We start from the raw sequence: 12021 nt of genomic DNA, 5'->3' as shown, positions 1-12021 counted from the left end.
TCGGAACAGGGGCTGAAAAATCAGCAAGTTAGCCTGACGAGGCTGCGCTTATGGCTCGATCGCATACTGCATTGCCAGTATCGGCGAGCTGCTTTTCGCGAACTCATCAGAGGCAGCCAGGAATGGCATTGCCGCTCGGAAATGTGTTCGCCGACAAAAGAAAAAAAGGAGTCCGCCTGTGGCTATTCGCTATGGCAAAGGGCTGATAGGAGCAGTGGTTGTCGTCGCTCTCCTGGCCCTGCTGGTCCACTGGATCGGCATCAACACGATCGAACTGTACCGCGACGATTTGTTGTTTTACCTGCAAGCTCATCTGATTCTGGTTTTAGTCTCCATGCTGGCGGCCCTGATTGTGGGCATCCCCGCCGGTATCCTGCTCAGCCGACCCAACATGGTCGGGCGCGCAGAACGTTTCATGCAGATCTTCAACATCGGCAACACCGTCCCTCCCCTGGCCGTACTGGCCATCGCCCTCGGCGTCCTCGGCATCGGCAGCGGCCCGGCCATCTTCGCGCTGTTCCTCGCCTCGCTCCTGCCCATCGTGCGTAACACCTACGAAGGCCTGAAAAACGTTCAGGGCTCCCTCAAGGAAGCCGCCACCGGCATCGGCATGACCCCGCGCCAGGTGCTGTTTCGCGTGGAGCTGCCCAACGCCGTGCCGATCATCATCGGCGGTGTGCGCGTGGCCCTGGCGATCAACGTCGGTACCGCACCGCTGGCGTTCCTGATTGGCGCCAACAGCCTGGGCAGCCTGATTTTCCCTGGCATCGCCCTGAACAACCAGCCGCAACTGTTGCTCGGCGCCGCCTGCACCGCGCTGCTGGCATTGCTGCTTGATGGCCTGGTGACCATGGCCAGCCGCCTCTGGCTGGAACGCGGGTTACGCCCGTCTTAAGCCCGGTAAAGGAATTCACATGAAAAAACTGAGCTTGATATTAGGCTGCGTCCTGCTGCTTGCAGGTATTGCGCAAGCCGCCGAAAAACCCGTGATCCGCATCGGCGCCCGGGTGTTCACCGAGCAGACCCTGCTCGCCGAAATCACTTCCCAATACCTGCGCACCAAGGGCTACGACGCCCGCGTGACCGGCGGCCTGGGCAGCAACCTGGCGCGCAGTGCCCAGGAAAGCGGGCAACTGGACCTGATATGGGAATACACCGGCGTGTCGCTGGTGGCCTACAACCATATCGACGAGAAACTCGACAGCGAACAGTCCTACGCTCGGGTCAAAGAACTCGATGGGAAAAAAGGCCTGGTCTGGCTATCGCCGTCGCGCTTTAGCAACACCTATGCGCTGGCGCTGCCGGAGAAGGTCGCCCAGGAACATCCCGAGATCAACAGCATCAGCGACCTCACCAACGCCATGGCCGAGAACACCAAAGAGCACCGTCTGGTCGCCCTGGATACCGAGTTCGCCAACCGCTCCGATGGCCTGGCCGGCATGGTCAAGCTGTACGACATGAACCTGACACGCGAGAACACCCGGCAAATGGACGCGGGCCTGGTCTACACCGCCCTGCGTAATGGCCAGGTGTTTGCCGGACTGGTCTACACAACCGACGGGCGCCTCAACGCCTTTAAGTTGAAGCTGCTCGAAGACGACAAGCACTACTTCCCGGATTACACCGCAGCCCCGGTGATCCGCCAGGAATACCTCGACAAACACCCGCAACTGGCCGCCGAACTCAAGCCTTTGGCCAACCTGTTCGACGATGAAACCATGCGTCAGCTCAATGCACGGGTCGACGTCGACCATGAAAGCCCGTCCGCCGTTGCCGCCGATTTCCTGCGCCAACATCCAATCAACTAAAAAGGAGAAGACATGGAATTTTTGAACGCCTTTTCCCATCTTGATTGGGCCCAGGTCCTGCACCTGACCTGGCAGCACATCACCCTAGTCGGCATCGCCGTGATCCTCGCGATCTTTATCGGCGTGCCCCTGGGCATTCTGATGACGCGCTTCCCGACCCTGGCCGGCCCGTTGCAAGCCAGCGCCACAGTGTTGCTGACCGTGCCATCCATCGCACTGTTCGGCCTGCTGCTGCCGTTCTACTCCAAGTTCGGCCAGGGCCTGGGGCCAATGCCGGCGATCACCGCCGTGTTCCTTTACTCCCTGCTGCCAATCATGCGTAACACCTACCTGGCCCTCACCGGCGTTGAGCCAGGCATTCGCGAAGCCGCACGCGGCATTGGCATGACCTTCGGCCAGCGCCTGCGCATGGTCGAACTGCCGATTGCGGTGCCAGTGATTCTCGCTGGCGTGCGCACCGCCGTGGTGATGAATATCGGTGTGATGACCATCGCCGCCACCATCGGTGCCGGTGGCCTGGGTGTACTTATTCTGGCTTCCATCAGCCGCAGCGACATGTCGATGCTGATCGTCGGCGCCGTGCTGGTCAGTCTCCTGGCCATCTTCGCCGACCTGCTTCTGCAATGGCTGCAACGCTCGCTGACTCCAAAAGGATTGCTCAAATGATCGAACTTCAAAACCTGTCCAAGACTTTTCAAAGCAACGGCAAGACCGTCACCGCCGTCAACGATGTAAGCCTGACCGTCAACGAAGGCGAAATTTGCGTATTCCTGGGGCCCTCGGGCTGCGGCAAGAGCACCACGCTGAAGATGATCAACCGCCTGATCAAGCCCTCCTCGGGCAAGATCCTGATCAACGGCGAAGACACCACCGACCTCGACGAGGTGACCCTGCGTCGCAACATCGGCTACGTGATCCAGCAGATCGGCCTGTTCCCCAACATGACCATCGAAGAGAACATCGTGGTGGTGCCCAAGCTGCTCGGCTGGGACAAGCAAAAATGCCACGACCGCGCCCGCGAATTGATGAGCATGATCAAGCTGGAGCCCAAGCAGTACCTGCATCGCTACCCGCGTGAATTGTCGGGTGGGCAGCAACAGCGCATCGGAGTGATCCGCGCCCTGGCGGCGGATGCGCCGCTGCTGCTGATGGACGAGCCGTTCGGCGCGGTCGACCCGATCAACCGCGAGATGATCCAGAACGAATTCTTCGAGATGCAGCGCGCGCTGAACAAGACCGTGATCATGGTCAGCCATGACATCGACGAAGCCATCAAGCTGGGTGACAAGATCGCCATCTTCCGCGCCGGCAAGCTGCTGCAGATCGACCACCCGGACACGCTGCTGGCGCACCCGGCCGACGAGTTCGTCAGCAATTTCGTGGGCCAGGACAGCACCCTCAAGCGCCTGCTGCTGGTAAAAGCCGAAGACGCGGCGGACAACGCCCCGTCGGTGAGCCCGGAAACACCCGTGGCCGATGCGCTGGAATTGATGGACGAGCACGACCGCCGCTATGTGGTGGTCACCTGTTCGGAGAACAAGGCGCTGGGCTACGTACGCCGTCGCGACCTGCACCGCCAGGCCGGCACCTGCGGCCAGTACCTGCGCGAGTTCAATGCCACGGCGGCGTACGACGAGCATTTACGCATCCTGCTGTCGCGCATGTACGAGTTCAACCGTTCGTGGTTGCCGGTGATGGATGCCGAGCGCGTGTTCTTGGGTGAAGTGACCCAGGAGTCGATTGCCGAGTACCTGAGTTCCGGTAAATCCCGTGGCGGCAAGACCAGCATTGTCTCGCCTGCCGAAACTGCTTTGGCTTGATAGATCGCTATCGCAGGCAAGCCAGCTCCCACAGGGGAATGCATTCCAGCATAAGAATGCAGTTCAAATGTGGGAGCTGGCTTGCCTGCGATGAATACACCGCAAATCCATCTGATTGGCCCCATCCGGGGAACATCAATCCGTCACACCGGTCGGTTACATAAGTAGCTGCACGCGGCCGCGCGACGAACGCGTGCAAAAACGCGACATTTTTAGTTGATCCCACGCCCGCCAAGCCCTAAAGTTCGCGCCGAACGTCCATGCTGGAAACGATCCATCCGGCTCAAGTACTGACGACGAGACAGCAAGGCCAAGGGCAGCTTACCCCATGGCCTTTTTGCTTTCGGCGACATGCCTTGGGAAGTAGGCGAACCAAAGTGGGGATACGGAGGACGTTCATTTGCACCCATTGATCAAATTAGTTTGCCCTTAGGAGTTCCCAGCATGTCGATCAACGTCGAAGATTATTTCGCGCGCGCCACTTTTGACAAAATGAAGGCGTTCGCCGACAAGCAAGAAACCCCGTTCGTGGTGATCGACACCGCGATGATCAGCCAGGCCTACGACGACCTGCGCGCCGGTTTCGAATTCGCCAAGGTGTATTACGCCGTCAAGGCCAACCCGGCCGTTGAGATCATCGACCTGTTGAAAGACAAGGGTTCGAGCTTCGACATCGCCTCGATCTATGAGCTGGACAAGGTCATGGACCGCGGCGTCAGCGCCGACCGTATCAGCTACGGCAACACCATCAAGAAATCCAAGGACATCCGCTACTTCTATGAGAAGGGCGTGCGTCTGTTCTCCACCGACTCCGAAGCCGACCTTCGCAACATCGCCAAGGCCGCGCCGGGTTCGAAAGTGTATGTGCGTATCCTCACCGAAGGCTCGACCACTGCTGACTGGCCGTTGTCGCGTAAATTCGGCTGCCAGACCGACATGGCCATGGACCTGCTGATCCTCGCCCGCGACCTGGGCCTGGTGCCTTACGGCATCTCGTTCCACGTCGGCTCGCAACAGCGCGACATCAGCGTGTGGGACGCAGCCATCGCCAAGGTCAAGGTGATCTTCGAACGCCTCAAAGAAGAAGACGGCATCCACCTGAAGCTGATCAACATGGGCGGCGGCTTCCCGGCCAACTACATCACCCGCACCAACAGCCTGGAAACCTACGCCGAAGAAATCATCCGTTTCCTTAAAGAAGACTTCGGTGACGACCTGCCGGAAATCATCCTGGAGCCTGGCCGTTCGCTGATCGCCAACGCCGGCATCCTGGTCAGCGAAGTGGTGCTGGTGGCGCGCAAGTCCCGTACCGCCGTGGAGCGCTGGGTGTACACGGATGTGGGCAAGTTCTCCGGCCTGATCGAAACCATGGACGAAGCCATCAAGTTCCCGATCTGGACCGAGAAGAAAGGCGAGATGGAAGAAGTGGTCATCGCCGGCCCGACCTGCGACAGCGCCGATATCATGTACGAAAACTACAAGTACGGCCTGCCGTTGAACCTGGCCATTGGTGATCGTCTGTACTGGTTGTCGACCGGTGCCTACACCACCAGCTACAGCGCGGTGGAGTTCAATGGGTTCCCGCCGCTGAAATCCTTCTACGTTTAACCCCCCCCCCCGATCGTTCCCACGCTCTGCGTGGGAACGCCTCCTGTGACGCTCTGCGTTACGCGCTCAAGTGCGGACGCGGAGCGTCCAGGGCGGCATTCCCACGCGGAGCGTGGGAACGATCAGCTCGTAGCTCGTTGCTGGTACAACTCGGCCATGGCGCGAATTCGCGGGTCATCCGCCCGTGCCAGCGCCTTGTGTGCCGTTTGCAGAAACTTGAGATTCCCGCCTGCCAGCGCCTTGTGCAACCACTCCAGCGCCGCGTCGACCTGGCCGCTGTCTGCCAGCACCGCCGCATGGCTAAACTGCCCACGAAAATCACCTGCCTCGGCTGAGCGGCGGTACCACTCAACGGCCGCCTCAACATCCTTGGGGCAATGCTGCCCGTCTTCCAGGTAACGCCCGAGCAGGTTCATCGACTTGGCATGGCCCTGTTCGGCAGCCTGGCGATACAGCGCCAGTGCTTGCGCCTGGTCTTCAACAACGCCACGGCCGGTAGCCAAGAGGTTGGCGTAGTTGTATTGCCCCCAATCCAACCCGGCGTGTGCCGCCAGACGATATTCCCGTGCTGCGGCGGCTTCATCGACAGCGCAGCCCCAGCCATGCTCGCGGCAACGCCCGATCATATTGCGCGCCATCAGGTGCCCGCCCTGCGCGGCAATCTGGAACCAGCGCAGCGCCAATGCTTCATCGCGTGCGATGCCGCGCCCTTCCAGCAGAATTTGCCCGAGCAGGGCCTGGGCATCGACCACGCCTGCCTTGGCCGCGATCAGAATGGCCTGAGCGGCGCGCACCGGGGAGTCATCGAGCATGCTCTGCAATTGTTCGACATTGAGCACTTCTTCGCGGCGCAATAAAAAGCCCATGCTCAGACCTCGACCCAGCGGCGCAACAGGTTGTGGTAGGTGCCGGTGAGCTGGATCAGCGCAGGGTGGTCGGGCACGTCGCGGGTCAGTTGCTGGATCGCGCCGTCCATTTCAAACAGCAAGGTGCGCTGGCTGTCTTCGCGCACCAGGCTTTGGGTCCAGAAGAACGAGGCATAACGCGCGCCACGGGTCACCGCGTTGACTTTGTGCAGGCTGGAGCCGGGGTACAGCACCATGTCGCCGGCGGGTAGCTTGACCCGCTGCAGGCCGAACGTGTCCTGGATCTCCAGTTCCCCACCGTCGTAGTCGTCGGGATCGCTGAAGAACAACGTGGACGAAAGGTCGGTGCGCACGCGCTCATGGCTGCCTTTGGGTTGGCGCACCGCGTTGTCGATATGAAAGTCGAAACTGCCGCCAGCGGTGTAGCAGTTGAGCAGTGGCGGGAAGACTTTATGCGGCAGCGCGGCCGACATGAACAGCGGGTTGCTCCACAACCGTTCCAGCATCGCCGCGCCGATTTCCTTGGCCAGGGGGTGGCCTTCGGGTAATTGCAGGTTGTGCTTGGCCTTGGCCGACTGGTGCCCGGCGGTGATTTTGCCGTCAGCCCATTCGGTCTCTTCCAGGGCTTGGCGAATGCGCAGCACCTCCTCGCGAGAGAACAGGCCGGGAATGTGCAGCAACATGAGGCAATACCTGCGATCAGAGAGGCGCCAATGGTATTGATTCTTATCCTCCCTGTAAAACACGGGGACGAACGAGAGCGCAAAATCCGTAACAAAAAAGTGTAAAGAATGTAAATTCGATGCGAATAGCAATATCTCGCAATTGATACAAAGTCTTGTTGGCCCTATATTCCGCGGCCTCACAACCTTGGGGAAGGGACACGTCATGTCGCGCACTATTCTAAAAATACCGGCCAGTTCACCACGCATGCTGGCCTCCGCCATTGGCGTTGCCCTGAGTGCCGGCTCCGCCGCCCACCTGGCGCAGGCGGCTGAAAATACCGAGCCAAAAGGCGAGCGCAACCCTATCTCCCTCGGCGCCACCAACATCACCGGCCAGGAGCAGGACAACACCTCCTACCAGGTGGAAAAAGCCTCGTCGCAGAAGTACACCGCGCCGCTGGTGGACACGCCGCGTTCGGTCACTGTGGTGCCGCAACAAGTCCTCAAGGACACCGCCGCCACCTCGTTGCAGGACGCCTTGCGCACCGTACCGGGTATCACCTTCGGTGCCGGTGAAGGTGGCAACCCTCAGGGCGACCGTCCGTTCATCCGTGGTTTTGATGCCCAGGGCGATACCTACCTCGATGGCGTACGCGATACCGGCGGCCAGAGCCGCGAGATCTTCGACATCGAGTCCATCGAAGTCAGCAAAGGCCCGAACTCTTCGTTCGGCGGCCGTGGCTCGGCCGGTGGCAGCCTCAACCTGGTGAGCAAGACCCCACAAGCGCGGGACTTCACCAACGGCGGCTTTACCTATGGCTCCGACCAGACCCGCCGCTACGTGCTCGACGTGAACCGCCAGTTCCTGGACGACAGCGCGGCATTCCGCCTGAACCTGATGAGCCATGAACAAAACGTGGCTGGCCGCGACGCGGTGAACTACGACCGTTGGGGCGTGGCACCGTCGCTGACGTTTGGCCTGGGCACGCCGACCCGCGTCAACCTCAGCTATTACCACATGGAAAGTGACGACCTGCCGGATTCGGGGATTCCGTATGGCTATGGCAGCACAGCCAAGAATGCCGTGCACGTTCATGACAAACCTACCGATGGCGGCGATAGCAGCAACTTTTACGGCTTAAAAAGCCGCGACTTCCGCAAAACACGCGCCGACATCAGCACGGTCTCCATCGAGCACGACCTGAACGACAACATGACGCTGAAAAACACCCTGCGTCATGGCAGCACCGGCCAGGATTACGTATTGACGCAGCCTGATGACAGCCAGCACAACGTCAACCAGTTCGGCACCGTGTGGCGTCGGGCTAACAGTCGCGTGTCCACCACTACGACGACCACTAACCAGACCGATCTGTTTGGTAATTTCCAATTGGCGGGGATGAAGCATTCCTACTCCACTGGTTTGGAGTTCACGGGCGAAGAAACCCGCGTAAGTGGCTACACGGTCACTCCAAACAGTAACCCAATACCCAATGGCTGCACGCCTAGCGTAGTCGGCAGCAGCGGCGGCAATTGTACGTCTCTCGGCAACCCGAATCCGGATGATGCCTGGAACGGCAACGTTGCGCGCAACTACAACGGCACCAACACCAAAGCCACCAGTCGCGCTGCCTATGTATTCGACACCATCGAACTTGATCCTAAATGGCTGCTCAATGTCGGCCTGCGCTACGACACTTTCGACACTCAAGCCAATACCAATGCCGCTACAGGACGTACCAAGCTCAAGGACGACAGCCAATTTTTCAACTGGCAGGCCGGGCTTGTGTGGAAACCCACGGAAAACGGCAGCATCTATACCTCCTACGCTACCTCAGCTTCGCCAGTTGGCGGCTTAGTAGGTGAAGGTCAGGAACCCAATGGTTTCGTCACCGGCATTAACACCAGCGACCTGGAACCCGAAGAAACAGTCAACTACGAACTCGGCACTAAGTGGGATCTGTTTCATGATCGCTTGTCCCTAACTGCTGCCGTGTTCCGCACTGAGAAGAAAAACACACGAATTCTGGTGAGTTCCAACACCTTCGAAAACGGCGGTGAATCCCGAGTCGATGGCTTGGAGCTGTCTGCCAGCGGAAAAATCACTGATCAATGGCAAGTGTTCGCTGGTTACAGCTATCTGAAAAGCGAGCTGGTAGATCCTGGCAGAATCGGCAACCGTCAAAACGTGGTGAGTGCCGGTTCCAACAAAGGCAACCAGATGCCCAACACGCCGAAGAACTCCTTCAGCCTGTGGACCACCTACGACATCACCCCCAAGCTGACCGTCGGCGGCGGCGCGTTCTACGTCGATGAGGTTTACGGCGATGCAGGCAACACCGTGTACGTGCCGTCCTACACCCGCTACGACGCCATGGCCAGCTACAAGCTGACCAAAAACGTCGACTTGCAATTGAACGTACAAAACCTCACCGACAAGACGTATTACGATAAGGCCTACTCGGCGCACTTCGCCAACCAGGCGGCCGGTCGTACCGCTCTGTTGACTACCAGCTTCCACTTCTAAACGCAGTCAATGCTCGACCCAAGGCCCCACGCATCGGATGCGTGGGGCTTTTGTGTGTAAAACAGAATTTTTCTCGATAACCCACGGCATAATGCGCGCCGTGACATCGATATCCAGATAAGCGAGGCGGCCCGACGTGTTGAAGAAAACCCTGTTCCAGTTGCACTGGTTCTTCGGCATCACTGCCGGGCTGGTGCTGGCCTTGATGGGGATCACCGGGGCTGCGTACTCGTTCCAGGATGAAATCCTGCGGGCCCTCAACCCCACGGTTTTGAGCGTACAGAAACGCGAAGCCGGTGTGCTGCCGCCTGCCGAACTGGTGCGCAAGCTGGAGGCCACCGAAGGCAAGAGCGTGGCGATGTTGTGGGTGGAAAGCGACAGCGGCAACGCCGGCCGTGTGTCCTTCACCCCGCCACCGGGCGAGCGCCGTGGCCAGATGCGCTACTTTGACCCGTACACCGGCGACTACATGGGCGACGCGGTCGGCCAGGACCTGTTCGGTTTTATCCTGCAATTGCACCGCTTCCTCGCCATCGGCGATACCGGGCGCAATATCACCGGCGCCTGCACTCTGATCCTGCTGTTTTTCTGCCTCTCCGGCCTGTACCTGCGCTGGCCGCGCCAGGTGAAAAGCTGGCGCGTCTGGCTGACCCTGGACTGGCGCAAAAAGGGCCGCAGCTTCAATTGGGACCTGCACTCGGTATTCGGCACCTGGTGCCTGCTGTTTTATCTTTTGGCGGCGCTGACCGGGCTGTATTGGTCCTACGACTGGTACAACCGTGGCGTGACCAAACTGCTGTCCGACGCGCCGCAGAACGAGCGCATGCGTAAGCGCGGCCCGGCTCCCGCAGGCCCGGCTCCGGTGGCCAACTATGACGCAATCTGGAGCAGCATCTACAGCAACGCCGGCCCCGACTTGAGCGCCTACAACATTCGGATGCCCGCGGTCGCCGGGCAACCGGCCACCGTGTATTACCTGCTCACTTCATCGCCCCATGACCGTGCGCTGAACCAGATCAACCTGGACCCGGCCACCGGCGAGGTCAAATCCCACGAGCGCTACGCCAGCAAAAGCCTCAAGGCGCAGTTGCTGACCAGTGTGTATGCGCTGCACACCGGCAGCTATTTCGGCCTGGTCGGGCGCATCGTCCTCACCGTCAGCTCACTGCTTATGCCGCTGTTTTTCATCACGGGCTGGCTGCTGTACCTCGACCGACGCCGCAAAAAGCGCCAGGTCCGCGATGCCCGCAAAGGTTTGACAGATAACCACAGCAATGCCCCGGCCTGGCTGATCGGCTTCGCCAGCCAGAGCGGCTTTGCCGAACAACTGGCCTGGCAAACGGCCGGGCAACTGCAGGCTGCGGGCCTGGCGGTGAAGGTGCAGCCCCTGGGCAGTGTCAGCCGCGACGACCTCAGCCAATCACAGAACGCGCTGTTTGTGGTCAGTACCTTTGGCGACGGCGAAGCCCCCGACAGCGCCCGAGGTTTCGAGCGCAGCGTGCTCGGCCATTCGCTGCCCCTCACAGGCTTGAACTACTCGGTGCTGGCCCTGGGTGACCGGCAGTACGAACATTTTTGCGGCTTTGCCCGGCGCCTGCATTTCTGGCTGACCAACCAGGGCGGTACCCCGCTGTTTGCCCCGGTGGAAGTCGACAGCGGCGACGCAGTGGCCCTGCACACCTGGCAACAGCAACTGGGCCAGCTCACCGGGCATGCGCCGGCAGCGGCCTGGCCGACGGCCCAGTACGAAAACTGGACCCTGAGCCAACGCACCCTGCTCAACCCCGACAGTGTCGGCTCGCCCGTCTACCTGCTGGGCCTCACATCCACGTCTGCACACAGCTGGCTGGCCGGCGACCTGGTGGAAGTCCTGCCGCGCAATTGCCCCTGGGCCATCGAACACTTCCTGGCCGGCCTGGGCTTGGTCGGCAGCGACGGTGTGGCGATCGACGGCGTGGCCCACACCCTTGATCAGGCCCTGGCCACGCGCCAACTGCCGGACAACCGCACGCACCTGGTCGGCCTGCACGCCCAGGCGTTGGTGGACGCGCTGGTCCCACTGGGCATGCGCGAATACTCCATCGCCTCGATTGCCAGCGACGGCGTGCTGGAGTTGATCGTGCGCCAGGAACGCCACCCCGACGGCAGCCTGGGGCTTGGCTCCGGCTGGCTGACTGAACACGCCGCCCTCGGCTCGGCCATCAGCCTGCGCCTGCGGCGCAACAGCGGCTTCCATTTGCCCGACGCGCCTGTGCCACTGATTCTGCTGGGCAACGGCACCGGGCTTGCGGGCCTGCGCAGCTTGCTCAAAGCACGCATTGCCGACGGCCAGCAGCGAAACTGGCTGCTGTTCGGCGAGCGCAATATCGCCCACGACTACCTGTGCCAGGACGAACTGCAAGGCTGGCTCGCCAGTGGAGACCTGGCCCTGCTGGACCTGGCATTTTCCCGTGATCAAGAGGAGAAGGTCTACGTACAGGATCGCCTGCGCGAGTCAGCGGATGTGCTGCGCAAATGGCTGGCGGATGGCGCGGCGATTTATGTGTGTGGCAGCTTGCAGGGGATGGCGACGGGGGTGGATCAGGCACTGAAAGACATCTTGGGCAATGAGGCGCTGGAGCGCCTGATCGAACAGGGTCGCTATCGCAGGGATGTTTATTGATATTTGATCGTTCCCACGCTCCGCGTGGGAATGCCGCCCCTGGACGCTCCGCGTCCGCTCTTGAC

At 60.6% G+C, this 12021-nt stretch carries 9 protein-coding genes; 7 read left to right on the top strand and 2 right to left on the bottom strand.

All coding sequences use genetic code 11. The features are described 5' to 3' along the window. Positions 1-178: 178 nt before the first annotated feature. The 5 genes from BT199_RS06425 to BT199_RS06405 all read left to right on the top strand — a co-directional run bounded on the left by BT199_RS06425 (position 179) and on the right by BT199_RS06405 (position 5236). Positions 179-895 carry an ABC transporter permease gene (locus BT199_RS06425; RefSeq protein ID WP_003188475.1) on the top strand — a complete coding sequence of 239 codons (717 nt, stop codon included), beginning with the start codon at positions 179-181 and terminating at the stop codon, positions 893-895. A 19-nt stretch (positions 896-914) separates the two neighbouring features. Then, positions 915-1808 carry a glycine betaine ABC transporter substrate-binding protein gene (locus BT199_RS06420; RefSeq protein WP_072434171.1) on the top strand — a complete coding sequence of 298 codons (894 nt, stop codon included), beginning with the start codon at positions 915-917 and terminating at the stop codon, positions 1806-1808. Between the two features lie 12 nt (positions 1809-1820). After that, positions 1821-2474, top strand: coding sequence for an ABC transporter permease (locus BT199_RS06415; protein ID WP_003188473.1), 654 nt, complete (start codon positions 1821-1823; stop codon positions 2472-2474). Next, complete coding sequence (locus BT199_RS06410) at positions 2471-3628, top strand: osmoprotectant ABC transporter ATP-binding protein OsmV (RefSeq protein ID WP_014716891.1); 1158 nt, start codon at positions 2471-2473, stop codon at positions 3626-3628. The genes BT199_RS06415 and BT199_RS06410 overlap by 4 nt, the downstream gene beginning before the upstream one ends. Before the next feature lie 444 nt (positions 3629-4072). Further along, the gene (locus BT199_RS06405; RefSeq protein WP_014716890.1) at positions 4073-5236 is read left to right on the top strand and encodes a type III PLP-dependent enzyme; all 1164 of its coding nucleotides are present in this window, start codon (positions 4073-4075) and stop codon (positions 5234-5236) included. A 122-nt stretch (positions 5237-5358) separates the two neighbouring features. Here BT199_RS06405 and BT199_RS06400 read toward each other — a convergent pair whose 3' ends face one another. Together BT199_RS06400 and BT199_RS06395 are read right to left on the bottom strand one after the other, a co-directional pair. After that, positions 5359-6102, bottom strand: a complete 744-nt coding sequence (locus BT199_RS06400; RefSeq protein ID WP_032904005.1) for a tetratricopeptide repeat protein — start codon at positions 6100-6102, stop codon at positions 5359-5361. Positions 6103-6104: 2 nt separating this feature from the next. Then, the gene (locus tag BT199_RS06395; protein WP_003188464.1) at positions 6105-6785 is read right to left on the bottom strand and encodes a Fe2+-dependent dioxygenase; all 681 of its coding nucleotides are present in this window, start codon (positions 6783-6785) and stop codon (positions 6105-6107) included. A gap of 205 nt (positions 6786-6990) precedes the next feature. Here BT199_RS06395 and BT199_RS06390 point away from each other — a divergent pair, with 205 nt between their 5' ends. Continuing rightward, positions 6991-9294, top strand: a complete 2304-nt coding sequence (locus BT199_RS06390; RefSeq protein WP_038448891.1) for a TonB-dependent receptor — start codon at positions 6991-6993, stop codon at positions 9292-9294. A 136-nt stretch (positions 9295-9430) separates the two neighbouring features. Beyond that, complete coding sequence (locus tag BT199_RS06385; protein ID WP_072434170.1) at positions 9431-11956, top strand: PepSY domain-containing protein; 2526 nt, start codon at positions 9431-9433, stop codon at positions 11954-11956. The last annotated feature ends 65 nt before the right edge of the window (positions 11957-12021 follow it).

Source organism: Pseudomonas sp. NFR02 (assembly GCF_900119375.1).
In the GTDB taxonomy this organism is placed as follows: Bacteria; Pseudomonadota; Gammaproteobacteria; order Pseudomonadales; family Pseudomonadaceae; genus Aquipseudomonas; species Aquipseudomonas paracarnis.
The sequence above is the reverse complement of the archived record's forward strand: the minus strand, read 5'-3'. Positions and strand labels throughout refer to the sequence as shown.

Coding starts and splice junctions, on each gene's coding strand:
- BT199_RS06420 (WP_072434171.1), top strand. CDS start 915: ATGAAAAAACTGAGCTTGATATTAGGCTGCGTCCTGCTGCTTGCAGGT.
- BT199_RS06415 (WP_003188473.1), top strand. CDS start 1,821: ATGGAATTTTTGAACGCCTTTTCCCATCTTGATTGGGCCCAGGTCCTG.
- BT199_RS06410 (WP_014716891.1), top strand. CDS start 2,471: ATGATCGAACTTCAAAACCTGTCCAAGACTTTTCAAAGCAACGGCAAG.
- BT199_RS06405 (WP_014716890.1), top strand. CDS start 4,073: ATGTCGATCAACGTCGAAGATTATTTCGCGCGCGCCACTTTTGACAAA.
- BT199_RS06400 (WP_032904005.1), bottom strand. CDS start 6,102: ATGGGCTTTTTATTGCGCCGCGAAGAAGTGCTCAATGTCGAACAATTG.
- BT199_RS06395 (WP_003188464.1), bottom strand. CDS start 6,785: ATGTTGCTGCACATTCCCGGCCTGTTCTCTCGCGAGGAGGTGCTGCGC.
- BT199_RS06390 (WP_038448891.1), top strand. CDS start 6,991: ATGTCGCGCACTATTCTAAAAATACCGGCCAGTTCACCACGCATGCTG.